The sequence below is a fragment of the Mesonia hippocampi genome (assembly GCF_014197445.1).
In the GTDB taxonomy this organism is placed as follows: Bacteria; Bacteroidota; Bacteroidia; order Flavobacteriales; family Flavobacteriaceae; genus Mesonia; species Mesonia hippocampi.
Genome location: NZ_JACIFO010000013.1, coordinates 13691 through 37633, shown reverse-complemented (window position 1 = coordinate 37633; position 23943 = coordinate 13691). Strand labels below are relative to the sequence as shown.

The window sequence follows — 23943 nt, the reverse complement described above, 5'->3', positions numbered from 1 at the left end:
TAGAATAATTCATAAACACCATTAGGAAATAAAAGGTCGTGAACTAAAAAAATGAATGCTTATGTTGATTCATGAACACCACTAGCAGATAAAAGGTTTGTGAACTAAAAAAATGAATGTTTAAAATAATTCATAAACACAACTATATGGAGGATGTGGGGTAGTGGCTAAAAAGTAAGTATACTAAGTTTATAAGGGTTCACACTATCTATTGATTTAACATAAATAGTTGTATATGAAGATATATAAAAGTTATGTGGTATTAGGAAAAATGAGCAATTATTCGGATATTTATAAAATAATTTTGAATAAAATGGCTACAGTAGATAATATACGAAATGGGTTGATTGACAAAATACTATCGATTAAAAATAAAGATTTTTTAGTTGCTCTTGACAAAATAATTACATCTAGTTCATCTGAATCTGAAATGGTTGAATTGACTGAGGAGCAAAAAATAATGTTGGAAATGAGTGAACAAGATATAAAAGAAGGAAAACTGATTTCCCAAGAAGCAATGAATAAAAGGAATTTGGAATGGCTAAACGCAATGTAGTTTGGACACGAACAGCTGACATTCAATTCGTAGGTATCTTAGAATATTGGGCTAAAAGAAACAAGTCAACTAGTTACTCGAAAAAACTATTAAAATTAGTTTCAGAAAGAACAAAACAAATATCCGAAAAACCACTAATTTATAAAACAACAGATTTCAAAGACACGAGAGTTGCTTCTTTAGGTAATTTCAGTTTTTATTATAAGGTTAATGATAAAGAAATTATCATCACCGCCTTTTGGGATAATAGACAAAATCCAAAAAAACTTTTGAAAATATTAAAAAGCAAAAAATAATATTACACAACAAAGAATTGAGTTAAAAACACGTTTTAAAACCGCTGCTAAACCTGGCGTTTCATGCTTTGTCTTTGCGATGCAAAAACGCACTTCCACTGGGTTTACAGCTATTTCTGCAAAACTGTCGGTTGGGCTGAAATCAACTTTGTTGATTCATGAACACCACTAGCAAATAAAAGGTTTGTGAACTAATACAATTTTTTCGGCATCACGAAAATTGTCTGTAAAATTTGCCACGAACGAAGCGTTAAAATTTTAGGATGTTTGAGTATTGGTTTACCAATATGAGTTCTCTAAAATTTAGCTTCCGAGTAATAAATTTAAGACAAGATTCGGCAGCCTAGTCTTTTTTGTTACTTTTTACGACAATGGTAAAAAGTAAGTATACTAAAGTTAATTATCCGTTCATTTTGTCTTGACACAAAACGAACCAAAAAGTCAAGACCGTTTTAAGGAAATTTTTAAAAGCAAGTTTTAAAACCGCTGCTAAACCTGGCGTTTCATGCTTTGTCTTTGCGGTGCAAAGACGCACTTCCACTGGATTTACAGCTATTTCTGCAAAACTGTCGGTTGGGTTGAAATCAACTTTGTTGATTCATGAGCTCCATTAGCAAATAAAAGTTTCGTGAACTAAAAAAAGTAAGTATACTAAAGAATATTATCCGTTCATTTTGTCTTGACACAAAACAGGTGAAAAATCACTATATTCGTTAGGGCGTTGTGTTTTATAAAATGGAATATTCGATTGTTAGATTAACTGATTATCCGTTCGTAAATTCATCTAATTGCCTCAAAATAGTAAAAATAGATAGTTTTAATTCTGTTTATTTTATTTACATTTGTTATATTAAGATAAATTAATAGCAATGTTAAACCCTATTCCAGTAAAAAAGATTATTGAACGCCTTCGGTATGAAAATCCGTGGTGGATTACCAAAGAGATTCCAGCTACTTACAGTTCAATGTCCAAAAGATTATATTTTGCTCTCTTTTATCCATTCGTTGTTGAAAGAAGTATAAAAAGAGCATTAGTCCTAATGGGACCAAGAAGAGTAGGCAAAACGGTAATGCTATTTCATTGCATTGGGAACTTGCTAAAAGAAGGAACAAATCCTCATAAACTATTCTTTATTGGAATCGATAACCCGATTTATGTCAACTTAAGCTTAGAAGACGTTCTAACCCTATGTAAAGAATCTTTAAACCTAGATAATCTTAATGGTTGTTATATCTTTTTTGATGAAATACAATACTTGAAAGATTGGGAAAGACACTTAAAAGTATTGGTTGATTCATATCCAGAAACTAAATTCATTGTTTCAGGTTCAGCAGCTGCAGCATTGAAATGGCATAGTACAGAAAGTGGAGCAGGCAGATTTACTGATTTCTTGTTGCCTCCGTTAACATTTCAGGAATATATTCACTTGAAAAATCTAGACCATTTAATTTTTGAAGGGGATATCCAATATGAAGACAAGGATATAGCGTATTGCTTAACTCATGATTCAAAAGCTTTAAATAAAGAATTTATCCATTATTTAAATTTTGGTGGCTATCCAGAGGTTGTGTTATCTGAAAAAATACAAGGTGATATGGGTAGATATGTGAAAAATGATATTGTAGATAAAGTTCTTCTTAGGGATTTGCCAAGTTTGTATGGTATTAAGGACGTCCAAGAGCTAAACAGGTTTTTTACATATATAGCTTATAATACGGGAAATGAATTTTCGTATGAGAGGATGTCTAGGGAAAGTGGAATCCAAAAGGATACATTAAAAAAATACCTAGAATATTTGGAAGCAGCATTCTTAATTAAAGTATTAAACAAAGTTGGAGTAAATGCAAAAAGATTAAAAAGGATTACAAGCTTTAAAGTATATCTTACTAATCCATCACTTCGTACTGCTTTGTTTTCACCGATAAGCGAAACAGATCAAGAAATGGGAAACATGGTTGAAACTGCAATTCTTTCACAATGGATGCATAGGGAGCAACTAGATTTAACCTATGCTAGATGGAAAGACGGCAGAAATGAAGGAGAGGTAGACCTTGTTTTAGTAGATGATAAAAATTACAAACCTGTTTGGGGAGTAGAAATTAAGTGGAGTAATCGATATTTTGACAAACCACACGAATTGAAAAGCTTAATTAAATTTTGTGAAACAAATAAACTTAAAGCTGCAGTTGTCACTTCAATTGATCAAATAGGGATGAAAGAAACACAAGACTTGAGGTTTACTTTCCTGCCAGCTTCTATTTATGCATATAATATTGGAGAAATTACACTTAAAATGAAGACTAATAATTAAGTAATCGATATACGGCCTTTTTTAGGACTTTTATTTTAGTGTAGCTCTAAAATAGGGAAGGAGTTTAAAAGTAAGAATATTATCAGTTCATTTTGTCTTGACAGAAAATCGATTAAGAACAGGCGAAAAAATCATTGTTTTTTTTAGATAAAAATAAACCTTTTTAAGCTTGATACACTCCTTTTTGTTTTAACATAAATAAAGATATAGAAGCTATTAAAGAGTTAAAAATTGTACTCAAAAATAGAATCATAAGATTAAATTTGTAACTTTGATACTATGGGCTTAAGTTTAGAAAATAAAAAAATAGAATTAATTCAATGGCTATCTACATTGAACGATAAATCTCTGATTGATAAATTAATGAAATTAAGAGAAAAAGAAAAAAGCGATTGGTGGAATGAAATTTCGATAAAGGAAAAAGAATCCATAGAAAAAGGAATTTTAGATGCTGATAATGGAAACTTGACTTCTCACGCTAATGTGAAAGGAATTTATGAAAAGTGGTTATAAAATACTATGAACTAACCACGCGATATCTGAACTTGAAAAAACTTTAGAATATCTAGAAAATAATTGGACAGAAAGAGAATTACGAACATTTTCAGCCAAATTAGACCATACTCTTGAACTGATTTCAAAGTCACCTGAAATCATTCCCATATCTTTAGAGAAAAAGAATATCAGAAAGGCTGTAGTTGAAAAATATAATAATCTTTACTACAGAATTAACCAAAATTCAATAGAGATTATTTCTTTGTTTTCAAATAGTAAAAACCCGAATAAAAAGAAAATATAAAGCCGTTGCATAACTAGGAACTGTGTTAAAAGTCAAGTATTTTTAGCCTAATTTTGACACATGATTTTCATTGTAGAGAATCCCTTGGTTTAGTAATTGCAAAGACGAACTTCCACTGGATTTACAGCTATTTCTGCAAAACTGTCGGTTGTATTAAAATCAACTTTGTTGATTCATGAACACCATTAGCAAACAAAAGTTACTGATTAAAAGAACGAGTAGTAAATAAATTTATGTTCACTTTATTTTTAAAAGTATCTTTGCGAACGTACCATTCAATATATTTTCGTTGCAAAATCGAAGTTTAGACATTCTTTTCTCTAGTATATTAATACTAATCACCGCAGGAGTAGTGATTCTAGCTTGGCTGATAAGTGCTATGGCACATTCGGGTAAAGGTTTATACCTGAGTACTAGAATAGGAAAAAATGGGGTAGGGTTTACTATTTATAAACTCCGCACAATGAAAGAAACCTCTGTGCAAACAACTTCGGTAACTACAATAAATAACCCAAACATTACCAAGGTTGGTCGATTTTTAAGAAAAACAAAAATAGATGAACTTCCTCAACTATGGAATATTTTAAAAGGTGACATGAGCTTTATAGGGCCACGCCCAGATGTAGCTGGTTTTGCAGATAAATTGCAGGGGGAAGACCGTATTGTATTAAGTATAAAACCTGGTATTACAGGGCTAGCCAGTATTTATTTTAAAAATGAAGAGGAAATTCTTGCTCAACAAGAAAATCCAGAAGCTTACAATCAGCAACTTATTTGGCCACAGAAAATACGTTTAAATAAATTCTATATAAAAAAGCATTCTTGTTTTTTAGACTTAAAGATTCTTTATAAAACTATTTTTTAAAGCCTAAAAAGGGCTATACTTGATTTAAATAAAGGTATTATCTAAAAAAATTGTTAGTTTTGGGAAAATAGGGTGTTTTATGCCCGAGTATTAGCTTTTTTATTTTTCAGTCAACTAAAAAAAATAAATTTATGAGAATCACATCATTTCTTTCCTGCATCTTTAGTGTTTTAATGTTGTTTAGCACCTATGCACAAGATAAGCCTGTAAATAATCAGCATGTTTTTGATGATTTGATGTATCGTCAAGGTTCAATTTACAGAACAGCTTCGGGAAAGCCAGGAACAGCCTATTGGCAAAACCGCGCAGACTACACGATGGAAGTTAGTTTAGACGAAAATACGCATGTGCTAACAGGGAATATAAAAATTACATACACTAATAATAGCCCAGAGCAATTAGATTTTATCTGGTTGTATTTAGAGCAAAATGTATTTACAGAAACTTCTAGAGCAACCTTAACCACACCATTAAATGGAAACCGATGGGACGGGAATGTAGATGGCGGCTATACCTTGACCAATATAAAAGCAAACGGAAAAGAAAATCCAACGCACTACATTAACGATACCCGTATGCAGGTGTATTTTGAAAAACCAATTGCAGCAAAAGGAGGAAAAGCGAGTGTTAGCATGAATTTTTCGTATAAAATCCCAGAAGAAGGAATGGATAGAATGGGGAGGTTATCTACAAGCGAAGGAACAATTTATGCATTGGCACAATGGTATCCAAGGGTAGCGGTATTTGATGATGTGGTAGGTTGGAATACCGAACCTTATTTAGGGGCAGGAGAGTTTTATACCGAATATGGAGATTACGATTATAAAATAACCGTACCAGCTAGTCATATTGTAGGGGGTTCTGGAATATTAAAAAACCCAACTGCTGTATATACCCAAAAGCAGTTAAACAGGTTAGAAAAAGCGAAAGAAAGCGATAAAACAGTTTATATTATAAAACCCAATGAAGTAGGTAAAAAATCTAATCGACCTAAAAATACAGGGACAATTACATGGCATTACCAAATGAAAAATACGCGAGATGTAGCTTTTGCTTCTTCGGCTAGCTTTATTTTTGATGCTGCAAAAATAGATTTAGGCAATGGTGAAACAGGCTTAGCGCAATCCTTATACCCTGCCGAAAGTGATGGCGATCATGCTTGGACACGTTCCACCGAATATACCAAAGCTTCGGTAGAGTTTTATTCTAAAAATTACTTTACTTATCCTTATAAAAATGCAATTAATGTGGCTGCAAATGTTGGTGGAATGGAGTATCCTGGGGTGAGTTTTTGTAGCTATAAAAGTAAAGGACAGTCTTTATGGAATGTAACCGATCATGAATTTGGGCATAATTGGTTCCCTATGATTGTAGGCTCTAACGAGCGCAGGTATGCATGGATGGATGAAGGTTTTAATACCTTTATTAATCATTACAGTTCTAAAGCTTTTAATAAGGGAGAATATTCGTCTTATATCGACCAGCCACGACAGATAACAAACTACCTAACATATTCTAAAAGCGAGCCTATTAACACTTATCCAGACATTGCTCAATCTAGAAATTTGGGATATGTTGCGTATTATAAACCAGCAGTAGGTTTAATTATGCTGAAAGAATATATCTTAGAACCAGAGCGTTTTGATAGGGCCTTTAAATCGTATATAAAAACATGGGCCTATAAGCACCCGCAACCTTCAGATTTTTTTAACCATATAGAGAATGTTACCGGAGAAAATTTAAATTGGTTTTGGAAAACATGGTTTTATGGAAACGGAAATATAGATATTGCAGTAAATAAAATAAGCAAAGTAGAACAAGGTTTTATTATAGAGGTAGACAATAGGGGCGAGATTCCAATGCCTGTAAAACTTGAAATTACCTATACAGACGGAACAAAAGCAGACGTAAAACTTCCTGTGGAGATTTGGCATAGAACTAACCGTTGGAGATACTTGCATAAAACAAATAAAACCATAGATAAAGTAGTGTTTGATGCCAAAAAACAAGTAGCCGATATTAATGCTGCAAATGATATAGGCGTGTTTTAAACTAGGCTGTTTTTAAAAAAAATGTTGGCTAGAAATGTAATAGGTATGCTCCAGAAAATATTCAGTGTTTTATTGTTATTAACTTGCCCTTTGTTGTTTGGACAGGAAATACCAGTAAAAATAAGCGAAACTGATTTTACCATAGGAAAGTCAATAAATATAAAATCTGCCGTATTAAAAGAAACCCGAACTATAAATGTTTACCTGCCTTTAAATTATCATAAAGATAGCTTAAAACAATACCCTGTAATCTATTTGCTTGATGGTTCTAAAAACGAGGATTTTATACATGTTTCAGGGATTGTTCAATTTGGGTCTTTTTCATGGATAAACATGATTCCAGAATCTATTGTTGTAGGCATTGGAAATGTAGATAGGAAAAGAGACTTTACTTATCCTTCTCATAATAAATTAGACCAGAAAGAATTTCCCACTGCAGGAGGTTCTCAAGATTTTATTAGGTTTCTAGAAAAAGAGCTGAAACCTTTTATTTCCGCTAGCTACAGAACAACCGATACCAGTACAATTATAGGGCAATCTTTAGGAGGCTTATTGGCTACAGAAATACTGTTGGAAAACCCAGCGCTTTTTACCAATTATATTATTGTAAGTCCTAGCTTATGGTGGGATGATGAAAAGCTATTAACGCAACATCCAGCTCCTTATACTTCTAAAAAATCTATTTACATAGCTGTAGGAAAAGAAGGTGAGGTGATGGAGCGTACTGCGAAAGAATTGTATACTAAAATAGCAAAAAATAAAAACGAAGATGTTCAGGTGTTTTTTGAATTTTTTGAAGATAAAGCGCATGGAGATGCACTTCATAATGCCGTATATAATGCATTTGAAAAAATATTTAAACCTTAACACTTACCCGTATGCAAACCGAATATATAAAGAGCATAAAAAAACAGTTTGAATATTATAAGCTGGTAGGCGAAAAAACTTTTGAACAACTAGAGGATAAAGATCTTTTCTGGCAGTATAATGAAAACTCAAATACAATTGCAATAATTGTAAACCACCTTTGGGGGAATATGAAATCTCGTTGGACAGATTTCTTGATTTCAGATGGCGAAAAAACCTGGCGAGAAAGAGATTTAGAGTTTGAAACGGTGATAAAAACCAGGTCTGAACTTATACAAAAATGGAATGATGGTTGGCAATGCCTGTTTGAAGCTTTGGCTACAATTAACGATGTGAATTTTGAAACTAAAATTTATATTAGAAACCAAGAACACTCCATTATAGAAGCTGTAAATAGGCAGCTTACGCATTATGCATACCATATCGGGCAAATGGTGTATATCGGGAAAATGCTTAAGGCAGATAACTGGCAAAGCTTAACAATTCCTAAAGGAAAATCGAAGATGTATAATCAAGAGAAATTTTCTAAAGGAAAGCATAAATAAGTTTCTTACTTAAGGCTAAGCAGACTTTAAAAGAAAATAGCATTTAATAGTTTTTGATAAACAAGAAAAAGAGGTTTTTTGTTATAATGGCTTATAGTTGTTTTGATAAAACCTTAAAAACCCACATAAAGTTTATTTTTTTAATAATCTATTTCCTATATTTAGCAACTAACCCAATAACGATTTATGATTAGAAATATTCTTTTCCCCGTTGTAGCAATTAGTTTTTTACTGTTAGGCTGTAAATCTTCAAAAAAAGCAACTTTAGCAGAAGATAATATTAAAGAATACCTAACCTATTTAGCTTCTGATGAATTGGAAGGAAGAAAAACAGGCACACAAGGGATAGAAAAAGCAGCGGTATATATAGAAGATGTTTTTAAAAAATCAAAACTTAAACCCTATTATCAAACCTATCGAGATAGTTTTTCCTTTATCGGGAAAACAGGCTATAACCTCATTGCCTTTCAAGAAGGAACCGATAGAAAGCTAAAAGATGAAATTATTATACTCGGCGCTCATTACGATCACATTGGTCGTATCCGAGAAGCTATAGGCAGCGATGATATTGCCAATGGAGCCAATGATAATGCTTCGGGAACAGCAGCCGTATTAGCCCTAGCAGATTATTTTGCTAAACAGCCTACAAAGCGGAGCTTGATGTTTGTACTGTTTTCTGCCGAAGAGGAAGGGCTTTTAGGAGCTAAGCATTTAGCACAGCGATTAAAAAATGAAAAAGCAAACATCTATTTTGTACTTAATTATGAGATGATAGGCGTGCCTTTACCTCATAATGTATATACTGCTTACCTTACCGGTTATGAGAAATCTACTATGGCGAAAGAATTTAATATGGGGCAAGAAAAACCTTTGTTAGGTTTTTTTGAGAAGGAAAAATCATTTCAGTTGTTTTATCGCAGCGATAACTTTCCTTTCTATGAAGCTTTAAACATTCCTTCACATACCTTATGTACTTTCGATTTTAGCAATTACGAGTATTACCACCATGTAAACGATGAATTAGATCAGTTAGATATAAAACATATCCAAAATTTAGTACAAGCCACTATCAAGCAACTTACCCGAATTGGGAATGCATCAGAGCGACTCATAAAACTTCATTAATTAATACATCTATAACACATTGTTAGCCTGAAAAGGTTTACTTTGTTTTTCTCGCTGAGGTTATCCTTTTTAAAAGGGTAATTTTAGGTTAAAACAAATAAAAAATATGACTATAAAAAACATCATCATCTCAGGGGCAAGTCGAGGAATAGGGTTTGAACTTGCTAAACAGTTATGTGCAGAAAACCATCAGGTAATTGCGTTATCTCGTAATATAACTCCATTACAGGCATTAGCCTTACCTAACTTACATCCTATTTGTTTTGATTTACAAGACCAAGATGCTTATAAGGGATTGGTAGCTTATTTAACAGAAAAGCAATTGAGTGTAGATGTACTGATTAACAATGCAGGAAAAATTATCAATAAACCTTTTGAAGACTTAGGACTTCAAGATTGGCAAGAAGTCTATGCAACAAATGTTTTTGGAGTAGCAGAGCTTACAAAATCGGTCTTGCCATTTATGAATAAAGAAGGGCATGTAGTAACCGTTAGTAGTATGGGAGGTGTACAAGGAAGCATGAAATTTCCTGGTTTAGCAGCCTATAGCTCTAGTAAAGGAGCTGTAATTACACTTACAGAGTTGTTGGCTGAGGAGTATAAAGAAACAGGGCCTGCCTTTAATGTATTGGCATTAGGAGCTGTACAAACCGAAATGCTAAACGAAGCCTTTCCTGGATATAAAGCGCCTGTTTCTGCCGCAGAAATGGCAAGCTATATAAAACATTTTGCCATGACAGGACAACAGTTTTACAACGGGAAGTTATTGCAAGTAGCCAACACAACTCCTTAAAAAGTAAGTAATAAAAAAAAGCACATCGCTTTAATTATATTTTTTTGAAAGAAATATTAGGAAAATACCTGCCAGAAAATGCTGTAAACCCATCATTTACACTTATAGAGAATTATGGCATTTATCTAAAAATTGTAAATGAACGTAAAACCAGGCATGGGGATTACAGAGAAATTAACGGGGTTGCGCAAATCACCGTTAATGCTTCATTAAATAAATACCAGTTCTTAATTACACTTATACATGAAATTGCCCATGTTTTGGCATATCGTGAATTTGGACGGTATATAAAACCTCATGGTGTAGAATGGAAACATACTTTTCAGCACTTGATGTTGCCGTTTATTAATCCTGCAATATTTCCCAAAGCACTGTTGCCTATATTGGCACAACATTTTAAAAACCCTAAAGCCAGTAGCGATACCGATGTTCGGTTGGCGGTTGCTTTAAAAGAATATAGCGATTCTAACAATAAAAACTATATCTTTGAGCTTCCGTTAGGAAGCTTGTTTAAGGTTTCTAACGGAAGGATTTTTAGAAAAGGAAAAAAACGCATTAAACGCTATGAATGTATAGAAGTTTCTACCAGAAAAATCTATATCTTCCAGCCACATGCCGAAGTAGAATTAGTAAAGTAAAGATAAATGAATAAGGATTATTATGCCGTAATTATGGCAGGAGGAGTAGGGTCTCGTTTTTGGCCTGTAAGCAGGCAAGCTTTTCCAAAGCAGTTTCACGATATGTTAGGAACAGGAGAAAGCCTTTTGCAAACTACTTTTAATCGTATAAATACATTTATTCCTTCAAAAAACACATTGGTGCTTACTAATGGAGATTACCAAGATTTAGTAAAAGCGCAATTGCCAGCACTCACCAATACACAGTTGGTATTAGAGCCAAGCATGAACAATACCGCTCCGTGCATTTTACTTTCAGCTATGAAAATAGCCAAAGAAAACCCAAATGCGCTTATGCTTGTAGCGCCGAGCGACCATTGGATAGAAAACCTAGAAGGCTTTACCGCAGATATTACCAAAGCCTTTGAAGAGTGTAAACAAGATAAAAGCTTATTGATGACTTTAGGCATACAACCTACGTTTCCTAATACAGGTTACGGTTATATTGCTTATAAAAAGGGAGAAAAAGCAATTAATGAAGTTGCGCAATTTACAGAAAAACCCGACTATAAAACCGCAAAAGATTTTTTAGCACAAGGGAATTACCTTTGGAATGCAGGAATTTTTGTTTGGAGCGTAGAAGCCATTTTAGCGGCATACCAAAAATACCTACCCGAAATGTATGCATTATTTGCTGCTGGTGAAGCATTTTATAATACCGCTGGAGAATTTGATTTTATCGAAAAAAACTATGCAAAATCTGAAAATATTTCTGTGGATTATGGCATTATGGAAAAAGCCGATAAAGTAGCCGTGTTACCAGCAAGTTTTGATTGGAGCGATTTGGGTACTTGGGGTTCCTTATACGATAAATTAGAAAAAGATCCCAATAATAATGTTAGTGTGCGCGCAAAATTACAAATAGATAATTCTAGTAATAATATTGTTAGGACGGCAGCAGAAAAATTGGTAATTTTAAAAAACGTTAACAATTATATTATTGTAGATGAAAAAGAAGTCTTGTTGATTTATCCTAAAGAAGATGAGCAAGACGTAAAAAAGGAACGTTTACGTGCTATAAAAGAACAAGGCGATAAGTATCAATAATCTGCTTATGGAAAACAATAACTCAGATCCAACTTTAGAAAATCCTCAAGGAAACAACCAAGAAAACAATCCTTCTGTAGAAGAGCAATTGGCACAAGATGATGCCAAGAAAGAAGAATTGAAAAAAGATATTAAAGGAACCTTTAGCAACATACTCCGTTTTGTTTCAGAACTTTTAGACATTAGGCAAGATACCGATAGAGACTCTACCATAGAAGCCGTGAAAAAAGATATTATCTTTAAAGGGCATAATGCGTGGATTCTTATTTTTTCTGTATTTGTTGCTTCTATTGGGTTAAATGTAAGCAGTACCGCAGTAGTGATAGGAGCCATGCTTATATCGCCATTAATGGGGCCTATTGTTGGGGTAGGGCTATCGGTAGCTATTAACGACGTAGATACGTTGCGTCGCTCTTTAATAAACTTAGGGGTAATGGTAGGCTTAAGTGTGATTACGGCATTTTTCTATTTTTCCATCACACCGCTTACCGGGAGTAATGCGGAGCTTGAAGCAAGAACCTATCCTACTATTTTGGATGTATTGGTAGCCATTTTTGGAGGTTTGGCCCTTATTGTAGCCAAAACAAAAAAGGGAACCATTGCAAGTGTAATATTTGGAGTTGCTATTGCAACGGCCTTAATGCCACCATTATGTACCGTTGGTTTTGGACTTGCCGAAGGGCGTTGGGCAGATGCCTTTGGCGCATTGTATTTGTTTTCTATCAACGCTACTTTTATAGCTTTATCTACCTTTTTGGTGTCTAAATTATTAGGCTTTCCTTTGGTTAAATATGCCAATTCTAAACGCAGAAGGCTTATTGCTCGAGCGGCTTCTATTATCGCCATTATTGTGATGGTACCTAGTGTTTACTTGTTTTATAATATGCTACAAGAATCTTATTTTACACAGGAAGCACGTAGTTTTGTAGCAAAAGAGCTACAGCCTTATCAGGATGCGTTCTTGCAAAAAAATGCGACGGTAATTGATTATAGAAATGGTTACGAGCCAAGGATAGAAGTCTCCTTTTTAGGGAAAGAAATTCCTAATTCTGTAATTAATTTATGGCGTTCTAAATTAAAAGCAAATCCAAAGCTTCAAAGTACCTCCTTAATTATCTTACAAAATAAAAACACAGAGGCTTTTGATGAGCTTGCATATATGCATGAGTTTAAAAAAAGAGACTCGATAAGTTTGTTAAATAAAGATGAACGTATCCGGTATCTAGAAGGAGAACTAATGCGTTTAGAGCGTTATAAAAAACAACAAATACCATTTCAGGCTATTGCAAGCGAAGTGAAAATTAACTACGAGCATATCGCAAAACTATCATACGCAGATAAATTTGTTTCTAACTTTAAAAAAGTAGATACCATCCCAGAGTTTATTGTAGAATGGGATAATAAAATCTCTTTAGTTGATAAAATTATGCAAGAGAAAAAACTAAGAGAGTGGCTAACTTACAAATTAGATTTAGATACACTTGTGGTAAGTAGGGCGAAATTCTAAAGTGTTAAAGGTTAAAGTTTTAAGGTTTATTGGGGTAATAATTAAACTTTAGTGAAATCTAAGGATTAGAGTTGTGAAATATAGAATTATAACTTAACTTCGTGTATAAGTTAAGTATAAGGAATGGCAATAAACTTTCTATATCAAAAATATTTTGCAACCAACCTGTTGTTGTCGTTGTCGTATATGCTTGATGATATTTTTCTTCAAGATTCTAAAGAGTTTCTCATATAACCCCTGTCAAGACTCAAGGCGGGGAAGTTTTTGTGTTTTAATTTTATTCAGTGCTTTTTGCAAAAGGATATTCCTAGTTGTTTAGGAATAACTTGTTGCTTTGGGTCTGTGTACAAAGGCTGGATGTTATTTTTATACCATACAAAATTATAATTATGTCTACTATTATAGTAACTACAGGAATTTACGATTTAATAAAAGATCAAGTAAGAAGAAAACGTGTAACACAAGCAGAAGAAGATTTATTAAACGAAGAACTTAAACAAGCTAAACAAGTATTACGGAGAGAGTTACCAAGCGATATTGTTACCGTAAACAGAAAAGTAGTCTTAAATAACCACACTACAGGAAAAGAAGAGACCTATATTTTTGTAGACTCTGATAAGGAAAAAAAGAAAAAAGGAAAATATTCTATTACTTGTAATATGGCTATGGCAACATTGGGAAGAAAAGTAGGCGATGTTTTAGATTGGCCTTTTAAAGGGGGAAATAAAAAAATAGAAATCCTTAGTGTAGAAGCTATTTAGGCTTATGCCATAACAATTGTTATTAAAGTACAAAGCTGCCTCTCTAGGCAGCTTTTTTTTAGGTGATATTATCTTAAAATAAGCTTTTTATCAGCTTATGTGGTTTTATAAATTATTTTAGCTTGATAATTAATTTATGAAGCTCTCCTTTATCAATTATTCCATTTAAATTTTTATCAATTAAAAAGGCGATATAGAGTTTATTTATATTGCTATCTGAAATGTTAACTCGGGTATGATTATAGTGTAGGGCGTTAATTTCAAATTCAAATTTTGGTAACTCCCCAGTGTCATCTAAAAGGTTTAATCTCCTATTGTTGGTGTTTTGGTAAAACGTGTAATGGTGACCAATTTTATCTACAAATAAGGCTTCGTACATGCTGTTTTCATGAGTAGCCATGCCAGAACCCGGTTTAAAATAGGCTAAATCTGCTTTAGAACTGCCAATTGTTATTTTATCAAACTCAGCTTTGTTGGTAAAAGCTGCAATTTGTGCAGCATAGAATTTCTTATTGTCCAGGTCGTATTTTCGATTAAAAAACCTCAATGAGAAAGGGCTCTTTTTTAGGTGAACAGTTTTTTCGGGCTTATTGACAGGGATTTCTTTACCATTTTGAAAAATGCTTAATTGGATAGCGTCGCTATCTTGTTTTATGGCTTTACATGCTTGGGCAGAAATTATTGCTATAATTAAAAAGGTAAAGAGTTTTAATGTTCTTGTTGTTTTCATGATATTATTTTTTCTAAAGCAACCATTTGTTTTCAATTTTTATATTGGGCATGCTAATTAGTTTTGTTTTACAGTCCTTGTAGTTGTGCCTTGCGAACTTTTTTAAATAGCTCGGAGCTGTAAACAAAGTTTATAATATTCTCGTTATCTGTTTTGTAAATAATGTCTTTATTTCCTTCCCATTCTAGCAATCCATCTTTGAGGTAAACTATTTGTTCTCCAATTTCTAACACAGAATTCATATCGTGAGAGTTAATAATAGTGGTAATGTTATTTTCTCGTGTAATTTCTTGGATAAGGTTATCGATAAGAATAGCGGTTTTAGGGTCTAGGCCAGAGTTGGGTTCGTCGCAAAACAAGTATTTAGGTTTGTTTACAATAGCTCGCGCAATGGCAACACGTTTTTGCATTCCTCCGCTTATTTCTGACGGAAATTTAGCATTAGCTCCTTGTAGGTTTACACGTTCTAGAACTTCGTTTACACGTTTAAGCATTTCTTCACGTGTTTGTTTTGTAAACATACGTAACGGAAACATGACGTTTTCTTCAACTGTCATCGAGTCAAATAAGGCACTGCCTTGAAAAACCATTCCCATTTGTTGCCTTAATTTTCTTCTGCCATTATTTCCTAGTGTTGCATAGTTTTCGCCATCGTAGGAAATACTTCCTTTACTCGGTAAAAAAAGACCTAATAAGCATTTTAAAAATACGGTTTTTCCTGCTCCAGATTGTCCGATTATCAGGTTGGTTTTTCCTTGTAAAAAGGTCGTGCTTATTCCTTTTAGGATTTCTTCTTCTCCAAAAGATTTATGTACATTTTTTACGACAATCATTAGCTTAAAAGTAATTGGGTGAGTAAATAATTAGCAATAATTAATACAACGCTTGTCCATACAAACGAGGTTGTACTTGCTTGTCCAACTTCTAGGGCTCCTCCTTTCATGTAATACCCATGGTAAGATGGGATGGTAGCAAGAATAAGCGCAAAGAAAAATGTTTTTATAAACGCATAGGTAAGGTGGTAAGGGATAAAATCCTCTTGAAGCCCCGTAAGAAATTGCTCGCTATTTATATAACCGCCCATAACACCTGCAATGTATGCGCCCATAATGCCCAAAAACATAGAAATGGCTATTACAAAAGGGTAGAGTAGCATGGCTATAATTTTAGGAAAAATAAGATAGTTTGCTGCATTAATTCCCATTACCTCTAGTGCATCTATTTGCTCGGTTACACGCATGGTACCAATACTTGAAGTGATATAAGAACCTACTTTACCAGCCATAATAATGGAAATAAATGTAGGCGAAAATTCTAAAATAATAGATTGCCGTGCCGTAAATGCAATAAGGCTTTTAGGAATAAGCGGGTTATTGAGGTTTAAGGCTGTTTGAATGGTAACTACTCCGCCAATAAAAAAAGATACAAAAACAACAATGCCTAAGGATTTGATAATTAGGTCGTTTATTTCTTTGAAAATTAAATCTTTTAACACGCTAGCTTTTGTCATACGTCTAAACACGTCGCGTAGCATAATGATAAATTGCCCTATTTTTTGTAGATATTTCATTAACAAGCAGGTTTTTCTTTACTGAGTTGTGTGCGAAAGTAATATTTAGCAAGATAAGCTATAAAAATAATATACTAAATTTTAGTAGGGGTTTAAATTTTACATGCAATTATCAATTTAAGCTTAAACAAAAGTTTATTATTTACGGATTTAACCTATTATTAATCTTAGACGTTTATTACTTTATATCTTTGTAAAAAATAATAATTCTAATGAAAAAAATAGTATATCTCGCCTTTATGGCGGTTGCTTTTATACAATGTAAAGCCGCCGAAACACAATTAAAAACCCCACCAACGCTTGCCACCGAAGATAAACAAATCTTCACAAAGCCAAAATTAGTTGTAGGAATTGTAGTAGACCAAATGCGTTATGATTATTTAACTCGTTTTTGGGATAAATACCAAGCAGATGGTTTTAAACGTCTTATAAATGAAGGTTTTGTATTTAAAAACAATCATTTTAATTATGTTCCTACTTATACAGGTCCAGGACATACGTCTGTATTTACAGGCACATCGCCAGCTGTTCATGGTATTATAGGAAACAATTGGTATGATAAAGAAGAAAAAACATCGGTGTATTGTGCGCAAGATGACGAGGTAAATTCTGTGGGAACCCAAGATAAAGCAGGGAAAATGTCGCCAAAAAGAATGAAAACAACCACATTTGCAGATCAAAATAGACTTCATACACAATTTAAAGGAAAAACCATAGGAGTAGCCATTAAAGATAGAGGAGCTATTTTACCTGCAGGACATTCTGCCAACGCCGCATACTGGTTTCACGGAAAGGACGAAGGGAAATTTATTTCTAGTACTTATTACCTTAACGAACTACCTACTTGGGTAAAGGATTTCAATACTTCGGGGGTTGTGGCTTCTTACTTAAAAGTTTGGGACACAAAATATCCTATAGAAACTTATACCGAAAGTACAACAGATCATAACAACTACGAGCACGGTTTTAGAGGGAAAGAAACCGCTACTTTTCCTTACGATTTAGCCAAGCTTAAAGATAAAAACAAAAACTTTGAAATCTTAAAAGCAACGCCTTATGGAAATAGCCTTACGGTAGATTTTGCTTTGGCAGCTATAAAAGGAGAGCAATTAGGAGCAGATGCTTATACCGATGTACTTACGTTAAGCTTTTCTAGTCCAGATTATATTGGGCATAATTTTGGGGTAAGCTCTAAAGAAATTCAAGACAATTACTTGCGTTTAGATCAAGATTTAGCACGCTTACTTACCCAATTAGATAAGCTTGTAGGCGAGGGAGAGTACACTGTTTTCCTTACTTCAGATCATGGAGCTGTAGAAGTGCCAGCGTATTTACAAGACCATAAAATTCCTGCTGGGTATTTTGATGTAGCAAGCTTTTCTGACGATTTGCGAGCCTTTACTAAAACTCAATTTGGAAGCGAAAATATTATCGAAGACATTTCAAACAACCAATTGTTTTTTAATAAAGAAGAATTGAAAAAACAAAAGCTTTCTAGTATCGAAGTGGAAAATAAACTTAAAGAATTTTTAATTACATACCCACTTATCGATAAAGTATTTACCAGAAATACATTAGAAAACACGTATTATAACGAAGGGGTAATTGGTTACCTTGTTCAAAACGGATATAACCAAAAGCGTAGCGGAGATGTTGTTGTGGCTTTTGATCCTGGTTATGTAATTTATCCTAAAAAAGGATCTACCCATGGTACGGCTTTTAATTATGATACGCATTCGCCTTTAATTTTCTTTGGAAAAGGAATTAAAAACGGACAAACTTTACAACGTTCCTACATTACCGATATCGCACCAACCATTTCGGCACTTTTAGGTGTGGCTTTTCCAAATGCAGCTACCGGAGATGTACTTTACCAAGCACTAGAAGATGATTAAAATAATTTTTGTTTGATTTTTTTCCAGCGATAAGCTCGAATCCATTTGCCCTGTTTTGATGAAACAAGACGGGGCATTTTATTTTGCTTTGCTTTAAAGTAACCAAGCAAATAATCTTTGATTAATAAAAAGTTTCCTTTTTTTACGGCTAATTTAACAGCAGCTAAAAAAGTAATTAGAAAACCATAACGAAGTCTATAAAAAGCTTCTCCTTGTTTATATTTAGCCTTTTTATTATAAGTAGCTCCTGTTGGACGTAAATGTTTTACATGTAGGTTAGGAAGCGTTTTTATTTTCCATCCAAAATACATTGCTTTTAGTTCGTCTGCGGTATCCCAACCCATGGCGGGTTCTAGTCCGTTAATTGCATTAAAACAGGCTTTTCGGTAGGATTTTAAAGCTCCGCGGATATGTTCTTTATCTGTTAAATTTTCAAGCACCCAATTTTCATCCTTTTTGATATAGCAAAAACCAGCAATCATCCCGTAGGAATCATCTTGTTTGTAATATATACTTAAGGTTTCAAGGTAATTTTCAGGAAAAATTAAATCGGCATCAAATTTACAGAGTATATCGTAATTATCATCGAGGTTCGATAATCCGTAATTAAAGGCTTCAATAACTTTACTTCCTGGTAAATGAAGCGGAGATGATTGTTTGTTGACAAAATCGATAAATGGGTACTTTTCTGAAAAGCTTTTCGCTATTTCTTCTGTATTATCGGTCGAGTTGTCGTTAACTATTAAAATTTTTGTAGGCAGAAGGCGCTGCGAAACCAACGATGTTAAGGTTTGCTGTAAATGGAGCGCTTCGTTATGTGCTGGAATTATAATATAAAAGCGCATGGATTATTTTCTTTCAGCATACACGATATAATATCTTGGCGTAAACTTACGCAAAACAGGCCTAATACCTATTTTATTAACAGGATTTGCCCATTTTTCTGTTTGGATAATTTTCCAACCTGTTTTTTCTAGTAGCCAGTCAAACTGCCAGTCTTCAAATTCATGGTAATGCCTATCTCTGGTATCGGTTTTACTTTGGTAAGCTTTAGCAAACCATAAGTTTAAGGGGACACTAGCAATTAGTTTTTTTGCTTTTATGGCTTTGAGGAGTGTATATGGCGATAATAAATGCTCAAATATCTCGAAGGCAGTAACAAGTTCTACGTTTTCATTCAAAACCGCAGAAAAATTTTCATCTAAATCTTCCCCTTCTGTATTAATTACTTGGTGGCCTTGTTTTTCCATTACTTCAGAAAAAGGATTACGAACACCTAAATCTAAGATACGGGTAGGTTTTGGTTGTATTTTTTGTAAAAATTCTAGGGTGTGTTTATAGCGTTTATGAGGAAAATGTTCTTCGTACATGTTTATATTTTGTAAATCATTGCATTAATATTCATACCTGCTCCCACGCTAGCAAAAAGGATAACATCGCCTTTATGAATTTCTTGGTTATCAATTTTTTTAGCTTTTACTAAATCAATTAATGTAGGAAGGGTAGCTACAGAGCTATTTCCTAATTCTGCAATGCTCATTGGCATGATGTTTTTGGGCATTTCTAATTGGTACAATTTATAAAGACGTTCGCAAATGGCAAAATCCATTTTTTCATTGGCTTGGTGGATAAATATCTTTTTGATGTCTGTAATATTGTAGCCGCTGTTGTCTATACATTCTTTCATGGCTTGTGGTACATGTGTTAATGCAAAGCTGTAAATTTTGCGACCACTCATTTTAATGTAGCGTGTTTCCCGTTTTAAATCTTGGTTATAGGAAGCCTCGAAGGTGAGGTAATGCGATTCGTTTTTGGCGTAAGTAGCACTTTTATGAAAAATAATTCCGTCTCCTTCCGAAGTGGTCTTTTCGATAATTGTCGCGCCAGCCCCATCACTAAAAATCATGCTATCACGGTCATGTTTATCAACAACTCTCGATAAGGTTTCTGCTCCTATAACCAGACAGCGTTTAGCAATATTAGCATCAATAAAAGCTTTGGCTTGGATTACACCTTGTAGCCAACCAGGGCATCCGAAAATTAAATCGTAAGCAACACAATTAGGGTTTTCTATTTGTAGCTGGTGTTTTACTCTAGCAGCCAAACTAGGTACGGCGTCGCTTTGTGTGTTGCGGTATTTTACATCGCCAAAATTATGGGCTACAATTATATAGTCTAGGGTTTCTGGGTTAATTTCGGCATCTTCTATTGCCTTTTTTGCAGCAATACTAGCAATATCTGATGTTGTTGTGTTTTTTGCTACATACCTGCGTTGTGCAATACCTGTGATGGCCTGAAATTTTTTTATAATCACTTCGTTAGGAGAATTGATTTTAGATCCATCTTCATTTAGAAACTCCTCGTTCAAAAAATCGGTATTTTCTATAATACGTGGAGGGATAAAACTTCCCGTTCCTGTTATTTTCACAGCCATAATGTAAATTTTAAACCAAACTACTCATTAAATACGAATTAGCATTAGCCTTTATTTACTTTTTTTGAAATTTATAGAATCGGCAATATTATGCGTGCATAGCTTTAAGATTCGTAAAAAGTATAGGTTTTTTGTGTTACTTAATGATAATATTATGAAGAAGATTTGATAAAAAAGCCTCTTGAAAAAATCAAGAGGCTTTAAAGTAAGTATTATAGCGTGTTTATTTTACTCTTCAGCGTCAATATACTCTTCTATAGGAGCGCAAGTACACATTAAATTTCTGTCTCCAAAGGCCTCGTCTACACGTCTTACAGATGCCCAAAATTTATTTTCTTCTAAATAAGGGAGAGGAAAAGCGGCTTGTTTTCTACTATAAGGAAAATTCCACTCGTCTGCGGTAAGCATTTTTTGTGTGTGTGGAGCATTTTTTAGAAGGTTGTTCTCTTCATCTTCAATAGCTTCATATTCTGCTTTAATTGCAATCATGGCATCACAAAAACGGTCTAATTCAGCTTTGCTTTCGCTTTCTGTAGGTTCAACCATAAGTGTTCCTGCAACTGGAAAAGATACGGTAGGCGCATGGAAACCATAATCGATAAGACGTTTTGCAACATCGGCTACTTCAATATTTTTATCTTTTAAAGGACGTATATCGATAATCATTTCGTGAGCAGCTCTTCCCATTTCTCCAGAATATAAAATCTCGTAGTGCTCTTTTAGTCGTTCTTTGATGTAATTGGTGTTTAAAATAGCCATTTGCGTAGAACGCTTTAAGCCTTTTGCACCTAACATACGTATGTAGGCATAAGGAATTAAACACACAAGTGCCGACCCCCACGGTGCAGATGATATAGCAGATAAAGGAGTGCTTCCTCCAGTTTGTACTAATGGGTTGGTAGGTAGGTAAGGAGCTAAATCTTCTACCACGCAGATAGGTCCTACACCTGGGCCACCACCACCATGTGGTATAGCAAAGGTTTTGTGGAGGTTAAGGTGACAAACGTCGGCTCCAATTCTTCCTGGATTAGTAATACCCACTTGGGCATTCATGTTTGCACCATCCATATAAACTTTCCCCCCGTTATCGTGAATTATTTGGGTGATTTCTTTTATTGCAGATTCGAATACTCCGTGTGTAGAAGGATACGTAACCATTAGTGCTGCTAGAGAATCTTTATACTTCTCTGCTTTTTCACGTAAATCATCAACATCGATGTTTCCTTTATCGGTTGATTTAGTTACAACCACTTTCATACCTGCCATAACAGCACTTGCTGGGTTTGTACCGTGAGCAGATGATGGTATTAAACAAATGTTTCTGTGCTGGTCGCCTCTGCTATCATGGTATTTACGGATAGTCATTAATCCTGCATACTCTCCTTGTGCTCCTGAATTTGGCTGTAAAGAAGTGGCGTAGAATCCTGTAATTTCTGTAAGCTGATCTTCAAGTCCTTTAAGTACTTGGTGGTAACCTTCTGCTTGGTCTGTAGGTACAAACGGGTGAATATTTCCCCATTTTGGATTGCTTAATGGTAACATTTCTGCTGCTGCATTAAGTTTCATGGTACAAGAGCCTAAAGCAATCATAGAGTGATTTAGGGCTAAATCTTTGCGTTCTAGTTTTTTAACGTATCGCATTAATTCTGTTTCAGAATGGTATGCGTTAAAGACTTCGTTGGTAAGGAAAGGCGAAGTTCTTGCAAGTTCGTGTGTATCTAAAATTCCTTCGGTTAGGTTTTTTAGCGTAATGGTTTCTTTACCGGCTGCTTCTGCAAAAACACGAATAATGTTATTTAAATCTTCTAGTGTAGTGGTTTCATTTAAGGTAATCGAAACGGTATCTTTAGAAGGGTAGTAAAAGTTTATCTCGTTTGCTAAAGCAATTTCTTGTATTTTAGTGCTATCGGCTTTAATACGTATAGTATCAAAGTACGTGTTATTAAGTTGTTGGTAACCTAGTTCTTCTAATTTTTGTGAAAGACTTACGGCACTATTGTGTACTTTGTTTGCAATATGCTTTAATCCTTCAGGACCATGATATACTGCATACATTCCTGCCATAACTGCTAGCAAAACTTGAGCGGTACAAATGTTTGATGTTGCTTTATCTCGTTTTATGTGTTGTTCACGCGTTTGTAATGCCATGCGGACAGCACGGTTTCCGTCTTTATCTTTTGTAATGCCTATAATTCTTCCAGGAAGATTACGCTTATAAGATTCTTTTGTAGCAAAGTAAGCTGCGTGAGGACCTCCATAGCCTAAAGGAATACCAAAACGTTGTGTAGTACCTACTACGGCGTCTACTCCAAAATTCCCTGGGGCTTCTAACTTAACAAGGCTTAGAATGTCTGCTGCAATAACAACTTTTATACCTGCTTTATAAGCATTGCTTGTAAAACTATGGTAGTTGTATATTTTTCCTGAAGTACCTGGGTATTGAAGAATGGCTCCGAAAAAATCTTCAGAAAAATCAAAATCCTCATGGTTTCCAATAACCAATTCTATTCCTAATGGGTAAGCACGTGTTTCTAATACAGCAAGTGTTTGCGGTAAAATTTCTTCCGAAACAAAAAACTTAACTACATTGTCTTTTTTTTGCTGGCGACTTCTTGTGGCAAAAAACATGCCCATGGCTTCTGCTGCTGCGGTACCTTCATCAAGTAAAGATGCATTGGCAATTTCCATTCCAGTTAAGTCGGCAACCATGGTTTGGAAGTTCAATAAAGCTTCTAATCTACCTTGAGCTACTTCGGCTTGGTAAGGGGTATATGCTGTGTACCAACCCGGGTTTTCGAAAATATTGCGTTGAATAACGGGAGGTAAAATAGCGGCAGAATAGCCTAAACCAATATAGGTTTTGTATATTTTATTTTTTTCGGCTAGTATTTGGTTATGGGCTAAGTATTCTTGCTCACTAATGGCAGGAGCAAGGCTTAACTCTTTTTCTAGTTTTATCCCATCAGGGAGGGTTTCGTAAATTAACTGATTTAAAGAATCTACTCCAATGGCTTGAAGCATCTCTGTAACTTTTTCGGGTCTTGGCCCTATATGACGTAATGCGAAAGAGTCTGTATTCATAATATTTATAAAATTGTGCTGTGTTTTTGCGT

At 34.2% G+C, this 23943-nt stretch carries 22 protein-coding genes; 15 read left to right on the top strand and 7 right to left on the bottom strand.

Annotation, left to right across the window (positions count from 1 at the left end; genetic code table 11):
• Positions 1–235: 235 nt before the first annotated feature.
• The 14 genes from GGR32_RS11325 (at position 236) to GGR32_RS11260 (ending at position 14201) form a co-directional block, all read left to right on the top strand.
• The gene (locus GGR32_RS11325; protein ID WP_246415203.1) at positions 236–556 is read left to right on the top strand and encodes a hypothetical protein; all 321 of its coding nucleotides are present in this window, start codon (positions 236–238) and stop codon (positions 554–556) included.
• Positions 538–852, top strand: coding sequence for a type II toxin-antitoxin system RelE/ParE family toxin (locus GGR32_RS11320; RefSeq protein WP_183478313.1), 315 nt, complete (start codon positions 538–540; stop codon positions 850–852). Before GGR32_RS11325 ends, GGR32_RS11320 begins: the two co-directional genes overlap by 19 nt.
• An 869-nt stretch (positions 853–1721) precedes the next feature.
• Positions 1722–3164, top strand: coding sequence for an ATP-binding protein (locus GGR32_RS11315; protein WP_183478312.1), 1443 nt, complete (start codon positions 1722–1724; stop codon positions 3162–3164).
• Positions 3165–3443: 279 nt separating this feature from the next.
• Positions 3444–3677: a hypothetical protein gene (locus GGR32_RS11310; RefSeq protein WP_183478311.1), complete on the top strand. Its 234-nt coding sequence runs from the start codon at positions 3444–3446 to the stop codon at positions 3675–3677.
• A gap of 575 nt (positions 3678–4252) precedes the next feature.
• Entirely contained in the window at positions 4253–4828 is a 576-nt protein-coding gene (locus GGR32_RS11305) for a sugar transferase (RefSeq protein ID WP_221403734.1), read from the top strand.
• A 131-nt stretch (positions 4829–4959) separates the two neighbouring features.
• Entirely contained in the window at positions 4960–6879 is a 1920-nt protein-coding gene (locus GGR32_RS11300) for a M1 family metallopeptidase (RefSeq protein WP_183478310.1), read from the top strand.
• A 21-nt stretch (positions 6880–6900) separates the two neighbouring features.
• Positions 6901–7746 carry an alpha/beta hydrolase gene (locus tag GGR32_RS11295; protein ID WP_246415202.1) on the top strand — a complete coding sequence of 282 codons (846 nt, stop codon included), beginning with the start codon at positions 6901–6903 and terminating at the stop codon, positions 7744–7746.
• Positions 7747–7757: 11 nt separating this feature from the next.
• Positions 7758–8291 (top strand): DUF1572 family protein, encoded by a 534-nt coding sequence (locus GGR32_RS11290; RefSeq protein WP_183478309.1) that lies wholly within the window; start codon positions 7758–7760, stop codon positions 8289–8291.
• Between the two features lie 186 nt (positions 8292–8477).
• Entirely contained in the window at positions 8478–9416 is a 939-nt protein-coding gene (locus GGR32_RS11285; protein ID WP_183478308.1) for a M20/M25/M40 family metallo-hydrolase, read from the top strand.
• A gap of 106 nt (positions 9417–9522) precedes the next feature.
• Entirely contained in the window at positions 9523–10209 is a 687-nt protein-coding gene (locus tag GGR32_RS11280) for an SDR family NAD(P)-dependent oxidoreductase (protein ID WP_183478307.1), read from the top strand.
• A 44-nt stretch (positions 10210–10253) separates the two neighbouring features.
• Positions 10254–10847: a SprT-like domain-containing protein gene (locus GGR32_RS11275; protein ID WP_183478306.1), complete on the top strand. Its 594-nt coding sequence runs from the start codon at positions 10254–10256 to the stop codon at positions 10845–10847.
• Positions 10848–10853: 6 nt separating this feature from the next.
• Positions 10854–11933: a mannose-1-phosphate guanylyltransferase gene (locus GGR32_RS11270; protein ID WP_183478305.1), complete on the top strand. Its 1080-nt coding sequence runs from the start codon at positions 10854–10856 to the stop codon at positions 11931–11933.
• Between the two features lie 7 nt (positions 11934–11940).
• Positions 11941–13440: a DUF389 domain-containing protein gene (locus tag GGR32_RS11265; RefSeq protein ID WP_183478304.1), complete on the top strand. Its 1500-nt coding sequence runs from the start codon at positions 11941–11943 to the stop codon at positions 13438–13440.
• Between the two features lie 389 nt (positions 13441–13829).
• Positions 13830–14201, top strand: coding sequence for a GreA/GreB family elongation factor (locus GGR32_RS11260; protein ID WP_221403733.1), 372 nt, complete (start codon positions 13830–13832; stop codon positions 14199–14201).
• A gap of 112 nt (positions 14202–14313) precedes the next feature.
• Here the strand turns inward: GGR32_RS11260 and GGR32_RS11255 are convergent, their stop codons facing one another.
• The 3 genes from GGR32_RS11255 to GGR32_RS11245 form a co-directional block, all read right to left on the bottom strand.
• Positions 14314–14931 carry a hypothetical protein gene (locus tag GGR32_RS11255; RefSeq protein ID WP_183478303.1) on the bottom strand — a complete coding sequence of 206 codons (618 nt, stop codon included), beginning with the start codon at positions 14929–14931 and terminating at the stop codon, positions 14314–14316.
• A gap of 68 nt (positions 14932–14999) precedes the next feature.
• Positions 15000–15764, bottom strand: a complete 765-nt coding sequence (locus GGR32_RS11250; RefSeq protein ID WP_183478302.1) for an ABC transporter ATP-binding protein — start codon at positions 15762–15764, stop codon at positions 15000–15002.
• Positions 15764–16501, bottom strand: a complete 738-nt coding sequence (locus tag GGR32_RS11245) for an MlaE family ABC transporter permease (protein WP_183478301.1) — start codon at positions 16499–16501, stop codon at positions 15764–15766. Before GGR32_RS11245 ends, GGR32_RS11250 begins: the two co-directional genes overlap by 1 nt.
• Positions 16502–16713: 212 nt before the next feature.
• Here GGR32_RS11245 and pafA point away from each other — a divergent pair, with 212 nt between their 5' ends.
• Positions 16714–18396 (top strand): alkaline phosphatase PafA, encoded by a 1683-nt coding sequence (pafA, locus tag GGR32_RS11240; RefSeq protein WP_183478300.1) that lies wholly within the window; start codon positions 16714–16716, stop codon positions 18394–18396.
• Here pafA and GGR32_RS11235 read toward each other — a convergent pair.
• From GGR32_RS11235 to gcvP, 4 genes are all read right to left on the bottom strand, one after another.
• Positions 18393–19241 (bottom strand): glycosyltransferase family 2 protein, encoded by an 849-nt coding sequence (locus tag GGR32_RS11235; protein WP_183478299.1) that lies wholly within the window; start codon positions 19239–19241, stop codon positions 18393–18395. The two genes, pafA and GGR32_RS11235, sit on opposite strands and share 4 nt — an antisense overlap.
• Before the next feature lie 3 nt (positions 19242–19244).
• Entirely contained in the window at positions 19245–19766 is a 522-nt protein-coding gene (locus tag GGR32_RS11230) for a methyltransferase domain-containing protein (RefSeq protein ID WP_183478298.1), read from the bottom strand.
• A gap of 2 nt (positions 19767–19768) precedes the next feature.
• Complete coding sequence (locus tag GGR32_RS11225) at positions 19769–20830, bottom strand: 3-oxoacyl-ACP synthase III family protein (protein WP_183478297.1); 1062 nt, start codon at positions 20828–20830, stop codon at positions 19769–19771.
• A gap of 228 nt (positions 20831–21058) precedes the next feature.
• The gene (gcvP, locus tag GGR32_RS11220) at positions 21059–23911 is read right to left on the bottom strand and encodes an aminomethyl-transferring glycine dehydrogenase (RefSeq protein ID WP_183478296.1); all 2853 of its coding nucleotides are present in this window, start codon (positions 23909–23911) and stop codon (positions 21059–21061) included.
• Positions 23912–23943: the final 32 nt, after the last annotated feature.